Annotated in this window: 16 protein-coding genes; all 16 read left to right on the top strand. The window is 62.9% G+C overall.

The genetic code is table 11. The annotated features are described in order from the left end of the window. Positions 1–11: 11 nt before the first annotated feature. Positions 12–416: an alpha/beta fold hydrolase gene (locus A9K65_RS36170; RefSeq protein WP_245321931.1), complete on the top strand. Its 405-nt coding sequence runs from the start codon at positions 12–14 to the stop codon at positions 414–416. After that, on the top strand, positions 340–801 hold the full coding sequence (locus tag A9K65_RS36165; protein WP_245321929.1) for an alpha/beta fold hydrolase: 462 nt from the start codon (positions 340–342) through the stop codon (positions 799–801). Before A9K65_RS36170 ends, A9K65_RS36165 begins: the two co-directional genes overlap by 77 nt. Before the next feature lie 29 nt (positions 802–830). Next, positions 831–2051 carry an acyl-CoA dehydrogenase family protein gene (locus A9K65_RS29130; RefSeq protein WP_063171525.1) on the top strand — a complete coding sequence of 407 codons (1221 nt, stop codon included), beginning with the start codon at positions 831–833 and terminating at the stop codon, positions 2049–2051. A gap of 61 nt (positions 2052–2112) precedes the next feature. Then, a complete protein-coding gene (locus A9K65_RS29125) occupies positions 2113–2661 on the top strand; it encodes a flavin reductase family protein (protein WP_013533080.1) in 549 nt (182 codons plus the stop codon). Between the two features lie 354 nt (positions 2662–3015). Then, a complete protein-coding gene (locus A9K65_RS29120; protein ID WP_064995181.1) occupies positions 3016–4551 on the top strand; it encodes an FGGY-family carbohydrate kinase in 1536 nt (511 codons plus the stop codon). Then, positions 4548–5324 (top strand): DeoR/GlpR family DNA-binding transcription regulator, encoded by a 777-nt coding sequence (locus A9K65_RS29115; protein WP_024502442.1) that lies wholly within the window; start codon positions 4548–4550, stop codon positions 5322–5324. Before A9K65_RS29120 ends, A9K65_RS29115 begins: the two co-directional genes overlap by 4 nt. A 50-nt stretch (positions 5325–5374) precedes the next feature. After that, a complete protein-coding gene (locus tag A9K65_RS29110; protein WP_198327673.1) occupies positions 5375–7033 on the top strand; it encodes a glycerol-3-phosphate dehydrogenase/oxidase in 1659 nt (552 codons plus the stop codon). 423 nt (positions 7034–7456) lie between these two features. Continuing rightward, complete coding sequence (locus A9K65_RS29105) at positions 7457–8467, top strand: sugar-binding transcriptional regulator (protein ID WP_027163951.1); 1011 nt, start codon at positions 7457–7459, stop codon at positions 8465–8467. A gap of 33 nt (positions 8468–8500) precedes the next feature. After that, positions 8501–9157 carry a DUF2291 domain-containing protein gene (locus A9K65_RS29100; RefSeq protein ID WP_013533075.1) on the top strand — a complete coding sequence of 219 codons (657 nt, stop codon included), beginning with the start codon at positions 8501–8503 and terminating at the stop codon, positions 9155–9157. Then, on the top strand, positions 9154–10695 hold the full coding sequence (locus A9K65_RS29095) for a sugar ABC transporter ATP-binding protein (RefSeq protein ID WP_013533074.1): 1542 nt from the start codon (positions 9154–9156) through the stop codon (positions 10693–10695). The genes A9K65_RS29100 and A9K65_RS29095 overlap by 4 nt, the downstream gene beginning before the upstream one ends. Positions 10696–10721: 26 nt before the next feature. Continuing rightward, positions 10722–11852, top strand: coding sequence for an ABC transporter permease (locus A9K65_RS29090; RefSeq protein ID WP_013533073.1), 1131 nt, complete (start codon positions 10722–10724; stop codon positions 11850–11852). A 31-nt stretch (positions 11853–11883) separates the two neighbouring features. Beyond that, positions 11884–12831, top strand: coding sequence for a D-ribose ABC transporter substrate-binding protein (locus A9K65_RS29085; RefSeq protein WP_023756738.1), 948 nt, complete (start codon positions 11884–11886; stop codon positions 12829–12831). Positions 12832–12927: 96 nt separating this feature from the next. After that, positions 12928–14487: an FGGY-family carbohydrate kinase gene (locus tag A9K65_RS29080; protein WP_064995016.1), complete on the top strand. Its 1560-nt coding sequence runs from the start codon at positions 12928–12930 to the stop codon at positions 14485–14487. Next, the gene (locus tag A9K65_RS29075) at positions 14484–16001 is read left to right on the top strand and encodes a glycerol-3-phosphate dehydrogenase (protein WP_063167516.1); all 1518 of its coding nucleotides are present in this window, start codon (positions 14484–14486) and stop codon (positions 15999–16001) included. Before A9K65_RS29080 ends, A9K65_RS29075 begins: the two co-directional genes overlap by 4 nt. Then, positions 16001–16939, top strand: coding sequence for a TIM barrel protein (locus A9K65_RS29070; RefSeq protein WP_013533069.1), 939 nt, complete (start codon positions 16001–16003; stop codon positions 16937–16939). The genes A9K65_RS29075 and A9K65_RS29070 overlap by 1 nt, the downstream gene beginning before the upstream one ends. Positions 16940–16996: 57 nt before the next feature. Further along, the gene (locus tag A9K65_RS29065) at positions 16997–17764 is read left to right on the top strand and encodes a triose-phosphate isomerase (RefSeq protein WP_013533068.1); all 768 of its coding nucleotides are present in this window, start codon (positions 16997–16999) and stop codon (positions 17762–17764) included. The last annotated feature ends 34 nt before the right edge of the window (positions 17765–17798 follow it).

Below are 17798 nucleotides of genomic sequence, written 5' to 3'. Positions count from 1 at the left end.
GAGAGTGAAAAATGGCCGTTCAATTCGAAACGCTCGAATACGATATCGATGGCACGAAAACGGTGGTGATGGCCATCGGTAGAGGCAAGCCCGTGCTGTTCCTGCACGGCGCCTCGACGCTTGAAGGCTTCGACTTTGCCGAGGGCCTCGCGGACCGTTTCCGCGTGCTCTGCCCGAGCCATCCGGGCTTCGGCTTTTCTGGCCCGGCGCCGCATGTCGCTACGATGTCCGACATGGTTTTACACTATCTGAATCTGCTCGATGTTCTCCGTCTGCCGGAGAAGCCTCACCTCATCGGCTTTTCCATGGGCGGCTGGATGGCGACCGAACTCGCTGGCCTTGCGCGCGAAGCGTTTCGACAAGGTGGTGCTGATCGCGCCGGCAGGGCTCAACGACCCCGCATATCCGGCCACTGATCTCGGCGCGGTCGCCCCGCAGGAGTTGCCGGCCTATCTGGCGCAAGACGTCTCGGTGGCGCTGCGCTACTTCCCGGATGGTTCCGACGCCGCCTTTGCCGAGGCCTTCGGCGCCGATCGCGCCCGCGAAGGCGAGACGCTCGGCCGGCTGCTGGCGCCGTTCGGCATGGGGCATCCGAACCTGCGGCGCTTTCTGGCGCGCATCGCCAATCCGACACTGGTCGTCTGGGGCACCAGGGACCGTATGCTGCCGGCGGGACAGGCTCCGCTCTTCGTCGAGGCGCTGCCCGACGCACGCCTGATCCTCGTCGAGGACGCCGGCCATTTCGTCATGCAGGAGAAACCCGAAACGCTCAGGAAGATCGGCGATTTCTTCGCCGGCTGATCGCATTTGAAAAGGAGGAGGAGAACACGATGAACAAACCCATCAAGCACAGCTCGTGGGGGACGACCACCGACTATCGCGACTTGCTCAGGAAGATCGCGGAGATCGGACCGGCCCTGGAAGCCAACGCCACCGCCGATGAGGAGAATGGCGAACTGACTGCGGCCACGTTCGAGCTGCTGAAGCCGCTGCGCATGTCGCATATCTTTGCCGCGGAGAGCCTCGGCGGTGCGCAGTTGCGACCCACCGAGGGTCTCGAACTGCTGGCGGCGATCACCTGGCACTCCGGGGCGGCCGGCTGGGTTTCCATGGTGCATTGCTGCATCGGCGCGATGTCGGCTGCCTTTCTGCCGGACAGCGCGGTCGAGCGGCTGTTCGCGCCGGGCTCCGACAACCGTTTCTCGGGACAGGGGGCGCCGCTCGGCATGCTGAAGAAGGTCGACGGTGGCTACCGGCTGAACGGCAAGTGGAGCTATGGCAGCGGCTTCAGCCACGCCACCTATAGCCACAGTGCCGCCTTTGTCGACGACGGCACCGGCAAGCCCGCCAAGGACGATAGGGGCAATGTGATCATCATGTGCGCCCATGCGCCGATCTCCCAGCACAAGCAGCTCGGCAATTGGGACGTTCTGGGCCTCGGTGGAACCGGCAGCATCGACTATGCGGCCGAGGATGTCTTCATCGCCGACGATCTCGTCTTCCCGATCCTGACCGCGCCGCCACTGCGCCAGAAGGAGTTCTTCAGTCTCGGTGTCGTCGGCCTCGCCGCCATCGGTCATACCGGCTGGGCACTCGGCACCGGGCGGCGGATGCTGGACGAGATCGCCAAGTTCGCCCGCAGCAAGTCAGGCCGCGCCGGGTTGATCGGCGAGAGCGAGAAATTCTGGCACGACTATGGCCGCGCCGAAGCCCGCTATCGCGCTGCCCGCGCCTTCGTCTTCGAAGTCTGGCGCGACATCGAGGCGACGGTCGAAGCCGGCAACAGCATGTCGACGCGGCAGATCAGCCTTGTCCATCTGGCCAAATCCGAGATTCATGAGGTTGGCGTCGATATCTGCAACTTCGCCTATCGCGCGGGCGGCGGCGCGTCGCTGCGCGCCGGTGTGATCCAGCGCACCTTCCGCGAGATGATGGTGGCGGCCAACCATTTCACGATCGCGCCATCGATCGTCACCTCGGCCGGCCGCGACATCGGCGGGCTGTGGAGCGATCGCACCTGGCAGTTCTACGATCTGATCGAGAAGAAGTAGTCGCAAGGGCCGGACGGCGGACCCATCCGGCCCCATTTCATGCTGCAGAAGAGAGACGTCGATGAGCTTCCCGCATCCGATGACCAACGCCTTCCGCGAAGCCTTTCGCCACCACCCGGCCGGTGTTGCCGTGATCACGGCCGATCCCGGCGACAGACCGGTGGCGATGACCGTGTCCTCGCTGATCTCTGTAAGTGCTGCGCCACCGGTCGTCGCCTTCTCGCTGTCGATGAAATCGACCTCGTCCGAACCCTTGCTACGGGCGCAGACCATGGTGATCCACCTGCTGCGCTACACCGATATCGACCTGGCGCAGCTCTGCGCGTCGAGCGGCGCGGAACGCTTCCCGCCGGGAGGCGCCTGGGCTCGGCTGCCCACGGGCGAACCGCGCTATACCGGCGTCTCGACCTGGTTCCGCGCCCGCCGGCTCGGCGTCCTGCCGATCGAGGGCGCGACACTGGTGGCGGCCGAACTCCTTGACGGCGAGGTGCAGCCGGACGAGATCCCCCCTGAGGCGCATTCGCTGGTCTACCTCGACCGTCGCTGGCATCGCCTGCACAAGGAACTGGACGGCGTGGCTGAACTTCTTGAGTCGTCGCGTTTTCTTTGAACGGTGCCGGCGGTCCGGCCGCTGCGCACGGAATTCGCTAAGCCAGTCAAACGCGTTTCGAGCGTCAGTCGCACCGTCCCCCCACTGGCCCGCCGTGCAGGGTCCAGCCAGTTGGGCACTGGTCGGAGCTTCGTCCCGCATCGGATGCATGTCTCAGCTTACGTTAGACATTTCCACAAAATATATCACATGTTGACGTTAATTTAACAGGCTACTATGGTCTGTTTGCCGCGTCGGATGCGGCGCTTTGGTATCACCGTTGCTCGTTGATTGTCGTCATGTCCGTTATCCCTATCCCAACCTGCAGGATTGCCTTGCAGCGCCCTTCACCAGTTGCTGAAAACGGCGGCGCCCATGCCCAGTTTGCTCGGAATCGATAACGGTCTCACGGTCACCAAGGCGGTGATCTTCGATGCCGATGGCACGCAGTTGTCGGTGGCGCGTCGGCGGGTTCCGCAATCGATGCCCCATGCGCGCTGGGTGGAGCGCGACATGGCCGGCCTCTGGCAAGCGACCGCCGACGCAATCAAGGAGGCGATCGCGCTATGTGGCCGCTCGGCGGACGACATCAGGGCGGTGGCGGCAACCGCGCATGGCGACGGTCTCTATTTGCTCGACAAGGATCGTCGGCCGCTGGGGCCTGGAATCCTGTCGCTCGATAGCCGCGCCGGCAAGATTGTCGAGCGATGGTCGGCGGACCGGGTCTTCGAAGAGGCGCTAGCGCGAACAGGCCAGGCGCCCCACGTCTCGGCGCCATCGGCGCTGCTCGCCTGGATCAGGGAGCACGAACCGGCCCGCTATGGGCGTATCGGGCATATACTGGCCTGCAAGGACTGGCTGCGCTTTTGCCTGACCGGCAAGATCGGCACCGACCGTACCGAGGCCAGCACCTCATTCACGGATTTCAGCACGCAGGATTACGCGCCGGAAGCGATGCGCATCTTCGGGCTGGACGATGTTTTCGACGCGCTGCCGCCGATGGCGCACTCCGCCGCGATCGTCGGCCATGTCACCGCCGAGGCAGCCGAAATGACCGGCCTTGCCAAGGGAACACCGGTCGCGTGCGGACTGCATGACGTGACTGCCTCCGCACTTGGCATGGGCGGCCATGAGGAGGGCGTGCTCGCCGTCGTCGCCGGAACCTATTCCATCAACGAAGTCGTCTCTTCGCAACCACGCGTCGACCCGCGTTGGCTCTGTCGCAACGCCATCGACGCAGGCCGCTGGAACAACATGGCGATCTCGCCGGCCTCGACCGCGAACTACGACTGGTTTCTCGACACGTTCTGCCGCTCGGAGCAGGAAAAGGCATCAGTCGATGGTGGCTCGATCCACGAGCTTCTGGCAGCAGAGATCGACGCGGCGCTGAAGAAGCCCTCGACCATCCTGTTTCACCCCTATCTATTCGGCTCCCCTTTTGGCGATGTCGCCAGCGGCAGCTTTGTCGGCCTGCACGGCTGGCACAATCGCGGCGATATACTCAAGGCGATTCTGGAGGGCATTGCCTTCAATCATCGCAATCATGTCGAAGCCTTGCGCGACGGCTTTGCCATCAGCGAGATCCGCCTGACCGGCGGCGGTTCGCGCAATCCGGCCTTCGTTCAGATGTTTGCCGACGTGCTGAACGCCCCGGTCATCGTCACCTCGACCGACGAGGCCGCGGCCTTTGGCGCTGCCCTTTGCGCGGGGGCGGCGGTTGGCATCTTCGCGACGCCGCAACAGGGCGCCAGGCAGGTCGGGATGACGGCGCGCCAATACGAGCCTGACCAAGCCTCGAGTGCTGTGTTCAACGAGCGCTTTTCCCTCTATGGCCGCATAGCCGGTGCGCTCGAACCGCATTGGCCCGACATCGAGAAGCTGGGCCGGCCAGACACTGGGGGAACCGCATGATCAAGGCCGACGAACGACGCGAAGAGATCGCCGACTATGTGATCAAGCTCGGCCAGGTGCGCATCGACGATCTGGTCGAGCATTTCGGCGTGTCGCGCATGACCATCCACCGGCACATCGACCGGCTGGCGCAGCAGGGCGTGCTGCGCAAGCTGCACGGTGCGGTGACGGTTCAGCCTTCCGGCCTCTACGAAAGCGCCTTCCGCTACCGTGTGACGGTCAACCGGGCCGAGAAGGATGCGCTGGCGCGGGCAGCACTCGATTATGTCGAAGCCGGCCAGGTGGTGATGCTGGACGATTCCTCGACGGCAAACGCCGTCGCGGCACTGCTGCTCGACGTCAAGCCGCTGACCGTCATCACCAACTCCGTAGCGACGGCATCACTGCTGATCAATGTCGACGAACTCGACTTCATCTGTCTCGGCGGCCAGTACCACGGCACCTACAACGCCTATATCGGTATCGTCTGCGAGAACGCCGTGGCGCAGCTGCGCGCCAATGTGCTGATCTGTTCGGCTTCGGCCATCACCGGAACCACGGCCTTCATCCAGGATCCCAATGTCGTGCGGGTCAAGCAGGCGATGATGGCCGCATCGGCCAAGCGTATCCTTCTGATCGACCATGCCAAGTTCGACAGGATCGCGCTGCATGTCTTCGACGATCTGACCAGCTTCGATGTCGTGCTGGCGACCGAAGGCCTGGGCGATGCGCGGGCGCAAGCTCTCGAACGGGCCGGCGTGAAGCTGCGCATCGTCAAGACGAAAGCGTCATGAGCTCAAGCGAAGCAACATTTACGGAAAATCCAGCCGGGCGTTTGGCCGCCATGGCCGGAACCGGCGAGGTCGACGTCGTCATTCTTGGCGCCGGAATTAACGGGGCAGGGCTGTTTCGCGACCTGTGCGCGCAAGGCGTCAGCTGTCTGATCGTCGACAAGGCGGATTTCGGCTCGGGCACCAGTGCCGCGCCATCGCGGCTTATTCACGGTGGCCTGAAATATCTCGAAACCGGCGAGTTCGGGCTGGTCGCACAGTCGACACTTGAACGCAATCTGCTTTTGAAGAACGCGCCGCACTATGTCAGCCCGCTGCCGACCGTGATTCCGATCTTTTCCTGGAGCAAGGGCATGCTGGCGGCGCTGCGGACGCTGTTCGGCTCGACCAGCGCACCGCGCAGCCGCGGTGCCATCCTGATCAAGATCGGCCTGATGATCTATGATTTCTACGGCTCGCGAAACCAGGTCATGCCGCGCCACCGCATGGTCGGGCGGCGCCAGGCGCTCAGCGGGATGCCGGCGCTCAATCCTTCGATCGTCGCCACCGGCACCTACTACGACGCCAAGATAAGCCACCCCGAAAGGCTCGTGCTTGAACTGATCCTCGATGGGCGGCAGGCAAACGCGGCCTCGGCCAGCGCGAACTATACGGCGCTGGTCAAGTCCGCCGATGGGGTACTGACCTTCCAGCCGGAAAACGGCGCGGCCTTTTCGGTGCGGCCGAAGCTGGTGGTCAACGCCGCCGGTCCGTGGATCGACGATGTCAACGAATTGCTTGGCGCGCCGTCGAAGATGATCGGCGGCACCAAGGGCTCGCACGTCCTGCTCAAGCATGACGAACTGGTCAAAAGCCTGGCCGGGCGCATGCTCTATTTCGAAGCCGATGACGGCCGCATCTGCCTCATCTACGATTATCTCGGCCTGGCGCTGGTCGGCTCCACCGACATCAAGGCCGACAATCCCGACGCGGTGCGCTGCGAGCCCGACGAAGTCGAGTACCTGCTCGACAGCGTGCGGACTCTGCTGCCGGGAATGGCGTTCGAGCGCGACCAGATCGTCTATGCCTATAGCGGCATCAGGCCGCTGCCGGCCTCCGATGCATCGCTGCCCGGGCTGATCAGCCGTGACCACTCCGCGCCGGTCACCGAGCCGGATCGGAACAGACCTTTCGCGGTCATCTCGCTGGTCGGCGGCAAGTGGACGACCTTTCGCGGTTTCGCCGAGGAAGTCGCCGAAACCGTGCTCGGCCGCCTGCAGCGCAGCCGCAAGGTGACGACGCAAGCCATGCCGATCGGCGGCGGCAGGGATTTCCCGACCAATGCCGCAGCGCGAGCAAGTTGGCTGGCTCTGGCTCACTCGAAGACGGGCGCTGAGGAACGGCGTCTCGATGCGCTGCTGTCGCGATACGGCACCAGAGCCACGCAGATCGCCACGCATGGGTCGGGCGATGAGGGTCGGCTGCCGGATTCAGAAAGCTACAGCAAATCGGAAATCGACTACATCGTCCGCAACGAGTTCGTCGAACATCTGGCCGATATCGTCATGCGCCGCAGCACCTTGGCGATATCAGGCTCCCTGACAGGCCGCGACCTGCAGGCGATTGCGGCGATTGCCGGACAGGCGCTGGGCTGGAGCGCCGGGCGCCTTGCAAGGGAAGTCGAGGCCGCAATTGTGGAACTCGAGGACCGGAACCTGATGCGGCTGGGCTGATCAGTCCGTCAACGATGCTCTTCACAAGGCAATCCGGTCGGTTTGCCCATGGATGCGCCGCATCCGCAAATCGCCCAACTCACAGGCAGATTGGGATTTTGCCGATATTAGATATTATCCCTGAAAAACAGCTAGTTAGAAGAAAATCTGGATAGCCGATGGCCATGCAATTCTGCTGGCTTAGGCGTGAGGTAACATAGATTGACGTTAAATTAACATCACCGTATGATCGAGTAACATGCTCACCTCCTAATAGGCCGATGTTGCCCGCCGAATGCCGGCAGACCGGTGTTTCGGGAAGGGCGAGACCTGTGAATTGCCCGCATGTGCATGCGCCAAATCCGGCGGGGGATTGACAGCGATGCAGGGATGTGAAAATTTTTGCACACAAAGATAATAATATCATCTCAGGGAGGAGATGGCTTGAAATCCGGCGGAACCGCTAACCGCGATCATGAGTCCAGCCTCGCCACCCGCGCGGCCTGGCTTCACTATGCCGGGGGTCTGACGCAGGCCCAGGTGGCCAAGCGGCTCGGCCTGACCAGCCTCAAGGCGCATCGGCTCATCACGCGGGCCACCCAGGATGGCCTGGTCAGGGTGATCATCGACGGCGACGTCGGCGAATGCATCGACCTCGAGCAGCAGCTGATCAATGCTTACGGGCTCGATTACTGCGAGGTCGTTCCGGATCTCGATCAGGACGAGCTGCCACTGAAGGCGCTTGGCATCGCCGGCGCTCAGTTTCTGAAGCGGGAGATCGATCGCGGCGAGGACATGCTGATCGGCGTCGGCCACGGCCGTACCCTTGCCGCAAGCGTCGAGTATCTGACGCGCACCGCCGCCGCCCATATCCGTTTCGTCTCGCTGCTTGGCGGTGTGACGCGCAAGTTCGCGGCCAACCCGCACGACGTCATGCATCGGCTGGCCGAGCGGACCGGCGCGCAGGCCTATGTGATGCCGGTGCCTTTTGTCGCCAACACCGCGGAGGACCGTGAGGTGCTGCTTGGGCAGCGCGGCATCAGCGATGTCTTCGACCTCGCAAGCCGGTCCGACCTGATGTTCGTCGGCATAGGGACCGCCGAGCGGGAAGCTTCGCTGGTCGCCACCGGCATGATCGAACATTCCGAAATCGATGAGGTCAAACGCGATGGCGGCGTCGGCGAGCTGCTCGCCCACTTCTTCGACGACCAGGGACGCCCAGTGGAAACGGCGCTGTCGGAAAGAATCCTGGCACTCCCGCGGGACCAGTTGAAGGGCCGCCGGATCGTCGCCGTCGCCGGCGGCAAAGTGAAAATACGCGCTATCAAAGCGGTGCTCGAAAGCCGCTATCTGAGCGGCCTGATCACCGACGAATCCACCGCTCGTGCCCTTGTCGAACAGAACAAACCCAATGGCGCGAAGCGCCATATGAACGGAGGATCGCCAAATGCGTGACAAGCGCGGATCAGCCTTGCTGGCGGTTGCGTCATGAGCGCGAAAGCCGCCACCGCATCGACCAGGCCTGCCTCGCCCGCCCTGCGTCGGGCACTTGCCAGCGCCGCGGTTGTCGTCCTGCTCGGCGCCATGGCGCTCGATACCAAGGTGGTCAGGATAGGGTCGGCAGGCGACGTTCGCAGCGCCGTGTTTTCCGCCGCTGACTACGGCAAGTCGGAATTTCCCAAGGTGCAGGCCGATGTCGAGGCACGAGCCGCCGACGCGGTGACGGTGGCGACGGCGATTGCCAAGGACAGGGCAACGGCGGAAAAGGAATACGGTGTGCCTGCGGGCGTCGGACCGGTCATTTCAGTCAAGTTCACCGGCGTCGTCGGCGAAGGAAAATCTGGCATCTACAAGGTCGCCGTCGACGGCGTGCCAGATACGTTGATGATCCGCGTGCAGACGGGACCGGCGATCAACGGGACGGAACTGCGTGACGCCACGGGCAAGATCACATTCGGCCAGTTCACCAACCAGATTGAGTACCAGGACGCCGGTTCGGCGCTGAACAATGAGATGAAGAAGGAAGTCCTGGCCAAGGTCGATACGAGCACCTTGACCGGCAAGACCATATCGGTGGTCGGCGCATTCAAGCTGGTCAACCCGAAGAGCTGGCTCGTCACCCCCGTGAGGCTGGACGTCAAATGAAACCGGCTGCCGACACCGGACCCGCGACTGGCGACGCCGTGCTTTCGGCGCGCAACATCGTCATGTCGTATGGCGGCGTCCACGCGCTCAAGGGCGTCAATTTCGACATCCATCGCGGCAAGGTCACCACGCTGTTCGGAGAGAATGGCGCCGGCAAGTCGACGCTGATGAAGATCCTCTCCGGCGTGGTCACGCCGACATCCGGCGACATCGTGCTCGACGGCAATCTCGTCAGCTTTTCTTCGTCCTCGGACGCGCGCGATCGCGGCATCTCGATCATCCACCAGGAACTCAGCCTGGCGCCCAACCTCAGCGTTCGCGACAACATCTTCATGGGCCGCGAACTGCGCACCAGGACCGGCCTCGACTTCGCCGAGGAGCAACGCCAGGCGCGCGCTCTGATGGCTGATCTCGAAGAGGACATCGATCCGATGACCCTGGTCGAGGATCTGCGCCTCGGCCAACAGCAGATCGTCGAGATCGCCCGGGCACTGTCGGTCGATTCGCGCATCCTCATCATGGACGAGCCGACCTCCGCGCTCAGCGCAACCGAGGTGGAAGTTCTGTTCAAGGTGATCCGCGATCTGACCAGCCGCGGCGTCTCCATCGTCTACATATCGCATCACCTCGAAGAGGCGCTGCAGATCACCGACTATGCCGTTGTCCTGCGCGATGGCGCGATTACCGCGACGGCCGAAGCCCGGGATATCGATCTCGAATGGATCGTGCGCAACATGGTCGGCGAGAATTTCGATCTCGGCTCGCCGCCGACCGGCCATGAATTCGGCGAAGTCGCCCTATCGATCGAGGATGTCAGCGTCGTCGACACTTCGGGCTCAGGTTATTCCGTCGTCGATCACCTGTCGCTGGACGTGCGAGCAGGCGAGATCGTCTGCATCTACGGGCTGATGGGTGCCGGGCGCACGGAATTGCTGGAGGCCGTCGCCGGACGAGTGCCGATGGCGGGCGGGCGGGCGCTGCTGGAAGGCGAGGACGTCTCGGGGCTGAGCATTGCCCAGCGTATCTCCAGAGGGCTTGTGCTGGTCCCCGAGGACCGGCAGCGCGACGGGCTGGTGCAAACGATGACCGTCGGTCGTAATCTTTCGCTCGCCAGCATCGAAGCGTTCGCCAGGGGCCTGTTTCTGTCTCGTTCCAGAGAGCGAGAGCTGGTCGAAGACTCGATCCGCAAGGTGACCGTCAAGACCGCTGGCGGCAATGCCATGATCGGATCGCTGTCGGGCGGCAATCAGCAGAAGGTGGTCATTGGCAAGATGCTGACGACCAATCCCAAGGTTATCCTTCTCGACGAGCCGAGCCGCGGCATCGATGTCGGCGCCAAGGCCGAAGTCTTCCGCTTGCTGAGCGAACGCGCTGCGCAGGGCCTTGCCGTCGTCTTCTCGACCTCTGAGGTCAACGAATGCCTCAGCATTGCCCACCGCATCGTCGTCATGCGCCGCGGCAGGATTTCAGCCGAATTCGGCGCCAATGCCACCAAAGAGCAGATCATGGCCGCCTCGGGCGAAGCCGTGGTCGCCTGATCACCAGGAATTTCGGAGCCCACACCATGACCGATGTCAGCCAGGCCAGAAAACAGTCCAGTCCAAGCGCGAGCGAAGGCTTCGATCTCGCCAAGCTGCTGCTCGAGGGCCGCGCTTTCTTTGCCCTGATCGTCATCATCGTCGTCTTTTCGATCCTGTCGCCCTACTACCTCTCAGTGGCGAACTTCCTGACCATGGCCTCGCATGTCGCCATCTTCGGAATCCTCGCGATCGGCATGCTGCTTGTCATCCTCAATGGCGGCATCGATCTGTCGGTGGGGTCGACGCTGGGCTTGGCCGGCGTCGTTGCCGGCTTCCTGATGCAAGGGGTGACGCTGAGCTGGCTGGGCGTCGTTCTCTATCCGCCGGTGTGGGTGGTCGCGGTGCTGGCCTGCATGCTGGGCGCCGTCGTCGGGCTGATCAACGGCGTGCTCATCGCGCGCTTCAAGGTTCCGGCGTTCGTGGCCACGCTCGGCGTGATGTACATGGCGCGCGGCCTGGCGTTGCTGATGACCAGCGGCCTGACCTACAACAATCTCGGCGGCAAGCCGGAACTCGGAAACACCGGCTTCGATGCGCTTGGCTTCAACCGCTTGTTCGGCGTGCCGACGGGCGTCGTGGTTCTCGTGGTCATCGCGCTCATTGGCAGCATCGTCCTGAACCGAACCGCTTTCGGGCGCTGGCTCTACGCCTCGGGCGGTAATGAACGCGCGGCCGAACTCTCCGGCGTTCCGGTCAAGACAGTGCAGATTTCCGTCTATGTGCTGTCAGGCATCTGTGCCGCCATTGCCGGCCTGATCCTGTCCTCGCAGTTGACGTCGGCTGGACCGACCGCCGGCACCACCTACGAACTGACGGCCATTGCGGCCGTCGTCATCGGCGGCGCGGCACTGACCGGCGGCCGCGGCAACATCCGCGGAACCCTGCTCGGGGCCTTCGTCATCGGCTTCCTGTCCGACGGTCTGGTGATCATCGGCATCTCATCCTACTGGCAGACAGTGTTCACCGGCGCGGTCATCGTGCTCGCCGTGCTCCTCAATGCCGTTCAGTATCGCCGCCGCAGCAAGCTCCCAAGCGCGACAGGTGGCCAACCGACTTCTCAGAAACGGGGGAAGGCCGAACCGGCCAATCCTGCCCAAGGGAAGACTGCCAGGTGAACTGGCAGCAACACGCGTAATCATTGGAGGAATGTACATGAAAACCATGCTGAAAAGTCTGCTCGCGGCCGCGATGGTCGTTGGGTTCACGGCCGCCGCGTCAGCCGCGGGCCTGATCTCGATCATCGTCAACGATCCGGCCAATCCCTACTGGCTGACCGAGGGCAACGTCGCCAAGGCCGAGGCCGAGAAGCTTGGCTATACGGCCAATGTCGGCGCCCACAAGGGCGATACCAATACGGAAAGCAATTTGATCGACACCGCCATCACCAACAAGTCGGTGGCGATCATTCTCGATCCGGCCAACGCCGACGGCTCTGTCGGTGCGGTGAAGAAGGCGATTGCAGCCAACATCCCGGTGTTCCTCGTCAATGCCGAGATCAACCAGGAAGGCCTCGCCAAGGGGCAGCTCGTTTCCAACAACGCGCAGGGCGCTGCTCTCGGTGCCCAGCAGTGGGTGCAGGCCGTCGGTGAAAAGGGCAAATATGTCGAACTGCTCGGCGCCCCGTCGGACAACAATGCCGCCACGCGCTCGAACGGTTACGCGACTGTGCTGAGCCAGTACCCGGATCTCGAAAAGGCTGCTTCGCAGGTCGCCAACTGGGATCGTACCCAGGGCCACGACAAGATGCAGAGCATGCTGCAAGCCAATCCCGACATCATCGCCGTGATCAGCGGCAATGACGAAATGGCTCTCGGCGCGGTTGCGGCGCTGAAGGAAGCTGGCAAGCTCGCCGGCATCAAGGTCGGTGGCTTCGACGGCTCCCCGGACGCGGTTGCGGCGATCAAGTCAGGTGAACTGCAGTACACCGTGCTTCAGCCGGTCGCCATCTTCTCGGCCAAGGCCGTGCAGCAGGCGGACTCGTTTATCAAGACGGGTGCCACCGGTGCGGCGACCGAGAAGCAGCTGTTCGATTGCCTTCTCATCACCAAGGACAATGTCGACAAGTACACCGCACCCTTCGTGCTGTCTGAGTAATACCTGTACAGGGGGTGTCCTTGCGGGCACTCCCTGCCTCTTCTACGAAATGACTGCCCTCGTGAACTGCCTTCGCAACCAATCGGAATTTGCGGCATGAAAGACCTGCTGATCGGCATCGACGCGGGAACGTCGGTGATCAAATCGATCGCTTTCGATCTGTCCGGGCGGCAGCTCGCCATGACGTCGGTGCCCAATAGCTTCGTCACGCTGGAAGGCGGCGGCGCCGAGCAGGACCTCGACCAGACCTGGCGCGACATGGCACGGACCGTTCGCGATCTCGCGGCCAAGATTCCCGACCTCGCGCAACGAACCGCGGCGGTGGCCATCACCGGGCAAGGCGACGGAACCTGGCTGATCGATAGCGACGGCTTGCCTGTCTCGCGCGCCTGGCTGTGGCTCGATGCCCGCGCCGGACATTTGGTGGACGAGATGCGCGCCGATCCCCGGGATCGCAGGCGGTTCGAACTGACCGGCACGGGGCTGAATTCCTGCCAGCAAGGCGCCCAGCTTGCCTTCATGAAAAAGAACCATCCCGACATGCTGGAGCGGGCGGCCACCGCACTGCATTGCAAGGATTGGCTCTACTTCAAGATGACGGGCGAACGCGCCACCGACCCCTCCGAGGGAACCTTCACCTTCGGCGATTTTCGGTCGCGCACCTATTCCGACGAAGCCCTCGACATCCTGGATCTGACGACGCATCGCCGCCTGTTGCCTCCCATGCTCGAAGGCACCACCGACCATCATCCGCTATCGCGATCGGCGGCGGCGGAGACCGGCCTGCTCGAAGGCACGCCGGTGGTGCTGGGCTACGTCGACATGGTCATGACGGCGCTCGGAGCCGGCCTCTATGATCCCTCGGGCAATGTCGGCTGCACGGTCATCGGCTCGACCGGCATACACACGCGCTTCGCAGCCACTCCCGACGATGTCGTGCTGAACGCAGATGGCTCCGGCTACACGATCGCCATGCCTATTCCGGGCGCCTTTGCACAATTGCAATCCAACATGGCGGCGACGCTCAACATAGACTGGGTGCTTGGCCTTGCGCGCGACGTGCTCGCCACGGCTGGCGGCAAACCTTCTCATGACGAGTTGCTGAAGGCCCTCGACGCTTGGATGGAAGCATCGGAGCCGGGATCGCTGATCTACCAGCCTTACATATCGCTAGCCGGCGAAAGAGGGCCGTTCGTCGACCCTGACGCACGCGCCGGCTTCATCGGCCTTTCGGTCAAGCATGGCTTTGGCGATCTGGCACGCGGCGTGCTCGAGGGGTTGGCCTTCGCCGCTCGCGATTGCTACCAGGCGATGGGCGCCGTGCCGAGTGAGATCCGCCTGTCGGGCGGCGCAGCGCGCAGTCCGTCTCTACGTCGCATCATCGCGGCGGCGACAAGGGCGCAGGTGCGCACCAGCAGCCGCCAGGAAGCCGGCGCGGCGGGTGCCGCGATGATGGCCGCGGTCGGGCTCGGCGTCTACGGCTCCATGGAAGACTGCGCCGCCGAATGGGTGACGCCGCTTCTCGGCGACTGCGATGCCTATGACGAGGCGCTTTCGCAAACATACGATGCGCTCTTCCCTTCCTTCGTTGCGGCGCGCCAGGCGCTTCGGCCGGTGTGGAAGGGCATGGCGCACCGCACAGGAGCAAGATCTTGAGCAATACAACAGATGTCGTCGATCTCTTCGTGATCGGCGGCGGCGTCAATGGAGCCGGCATAGCGCGTGATGCTGCAGGTCGTGGCCTGTCCGTCATCCTGTGCGAAAAAGACGATCTCGCGCAAGGCACCAGTTCGCGCTCGGGCAAGCTGGTGCATGGCGGCCTGCGCTACCTCGAATATTATGAATTCAGGCTGGTTCGCGAAGCGCTGATCGAACGCGAGGTGCTGCTCGAGGCGGCGCCGCACATCATCTGGCCGATGCGCTTCGTTCTACCGCACAGCCCGCAGGATAGGCCGGCATGGCTGGTCCGGCTCGGGCTGTTTCTCTACGACCACCTTGGCGGCCGCAAACGGCTGCCTGGGACAAGAACGCTGAACCTGAGGACCTCGCCTGAAGGCGCGCCGATCAAGGACGAATTCAAGCGCGGTTTCGAATATTCCGACTGCTGGGTCGACGATGCGCGCCTGGTGCTGCTCAATGCGCTCGATGCAAGGCAGCGAGGCGCCAGAGTGCTCACGCGCACCGCCTGTGTCGCGGCGCGCCGTGAAGGCGGACTGTGGTCGATCGACATGCAGGATGGCCGCACGGGCGCCGTCACGAAAGTCCGCGCGCGCGCTCTGATCAACGCAGCAGGTCCCTGGGTCAACGACATTGTCAGCCGCGTCGCCGGGCAGAATTCGACGCGCAATGTCCGGCTTGTAAAAGGCAGCCATATCGTCGTGCCCAAATTCTGGGAGGGGCGGCAGGCCTATCTCATCCAGAACAACGACAAGCGGGTGATCTTCGTCAACCCGTACGAGAACGATCTGGCGCTGATCGGCACGACCGACATTCCCTACGAAGGCAGGCCCGAGGAAGTGGTCGCCGAGGCCAGCGAAGTCGACTACCTGATCAAGGTGGTCAATCGCTATTTCAAGCGGCAGCTGACGCCACAGGACGTGGTCTACAGCTTCTCCGGTGTGCGTCCGCTCTATGACGACAATGCCGACAATCCAAGCGCGGTGACGCGCGACTATATTTTCGAACTCGACGCCTCCAACGGCAACGCACCGCTGCTTTCGGTGTTCGGCGGCAAGATCACCACCTTCCGCAAGCTGTCGGAACACGCGCTGGAAAAGATCCAGCCATTCTTTCCGACGATGAAGAAAGCCTGGACGGCCAAAATTCCCTTGCCGGGGGGCGACCTGCCCAATGCGGACTTCGAGCAGTTTCTGAGCGATCTGCATGTCGAATTTTCATGGCTCAGCCCGTCGTTGGTGAAGCACTACGCTCGAAGCTACGGCACCCGCGCCAGGCAATTGCTCGCCGGCGCGCAAAGCGAGGCTGATCTCGGCCGACGCTTCGGTCCCGATCTGTATGAACGGGAGGCAAAGTTCCTGGTCGAGACCGAATGGGCTGGCACATCAGCCGATATACTGGAACGCCGCACAAAGCATGGCCTGCATATCAATGCGGCCGAGCGGAAAGCATTCGAAGATTGGTTCGGTAACATCATGGCGACGGCGGACTGATGGCCTTCACGCTTTCCCTCAACACCAATCCTCTGGTCAATCGCTTCGCCGATCCAGACGATTTGATCGACGCGATTGCTTATGGCATCGGCATTCGCGACGTGCAGTTGACGCATGAATTCGTCAATCCGGGCTGGCCGGCGGCCACGATTGCCAAATTCCTGCGCCTGTTCAACAGCGCGCTTTCGCGGACCGGTGTCAGGATCACCTCCGGCATGACCGGACCTTATGGCCGGCTCAACCATTTCGGCCACCCGGACGCCGACGTCCGGCGCTACTATGTCGACTGGTTCAAGACCTTCGCCGACATTTCCGCCGAACTCGGCGCGCCAGGCATGGGCACGCAGTTCGCCATCTTCACCTACAAGGACTTTGACGATCCGCAACGGCGGGCAGCACTTCTCGATATCGCGCTCGAATGCTGGCGCGAGGTTGCCGAACACGCCAGGGCGGCGGGGCTGACATACCTGTTCTGGGAGCCGATGTCGGTCGGCCGCGAGTTCGGCCACACGATCGAAAGCTGCGTCACGCTGCAAGGCGCCATCGACGCAGCGAAGCTGCCCATACCGATGAAGATGATGGTCGATATCGACCATGGCGACGTGACCTCACCCAACCCTGCCGACACCGATCCCTACGCCTGGGCGAAAGCGTTTCCATTGCAATCTCCGATCATCCACATCAAGCAGTCTTCCATGAACAAGGGCGGCCATTGGCCGTTCACGGCCGCCTACAACAAGGATGGCCGCATAGTGCCGCAGAAGTTGCTGGACGCGGTTCGGCAGGGTGGCGGAACCGACAACGAAATTTGCCTTGAACTTTCCTTCAGGGAGAGGGAACCAGTCGACCATCAGGTTATCGAGATGATCCGCGAGTCGGTGGATTTCTGGGCGCCTTACGTCGACAGTGGCCGCGACAGTCTCAAGCCTCGGACTTGAGCGAATACGTCGCCCGGAAGCCGGCTTCGGCCGCAAGAGTATCGAAGGAGAAAAACAATGGCCCCATATTGGGTCGGCACGAGCTGGAAGATGAACAAGACGCTTGCCGAGGCGTTGCTGTTCGCCGATGCGTTGGCCGCCTTCGTGCCTGGTTTCGATCAGGCGATACAGCCTTTCGTCATTCCGCCGTTCACCGCCGCGCGCCAGGTCAAGGCGGCACTGGCCAACACCCGCGTGAAGGTAGGTGCCCAGAACATGCATTGGGCCGATGCCGGCGCCTGGACGGGAGAGATTTCGCCAGTGATGTTGAAAGACTGCGGGCTGGATGTAATCGAACTCGGCCATAGCGAGCGCCGGGAGCATTTCGGCGAGACGGATGCGACTGTCGGACTGAAAACGGCAGCTGCTGTCAGGCACGGTTTCGTGCCACTGATCTGCGTCGGCGAGACGCTGGACGAGCGTGAATCAGGCCGCGCCGAGGCGGTGCTGACGGCACAGGTTCTCGGCGCGCTGCAGGAGCTGAGCGGCGATCAACCGAAGGCGGAAATCCTCTTTGCCTACGAGCCTGTCTGGGCGATCGGGGAGAAGGGCATTCCCGCAAGCGCCGACTATGCCGACAAGCAGCAAGCGCTGATCAAGCAGGTAGCCGCTGACCGGCTGCCGGCTGCCCCGCCTGTGCTTTACGGCGGCAGCGTCAACCCCGGCAACGCGGCCGAACTTATCGGCCAGCCGCATATTGATGGCCTGTTCATCGGCCGCTCGGCGTGGCAAGCGGAAGGCTATATCGACATTCTGAAAAAGGCGTCGGCCGCCATCGCGCGCTAACCGCGCGAGCAATTCCGGGAAAGTGTGAAGCGGT

This window comes from Mesorhizobium sp. WSM1497 (genome assembly GCF_001672455.2).
GTDB lineage: Bacteria > Pseudomonadota > Alphaproteobacteria > Rhizobiales > Rhizobiaceae > Mesorhizobium > Mesorhizobium ciceri.
The sequence above is the reverse complement of the archived record's forward strand: the minus strand, read 5'-3'. Positions and strand labels throughout refer to the sequence as shown.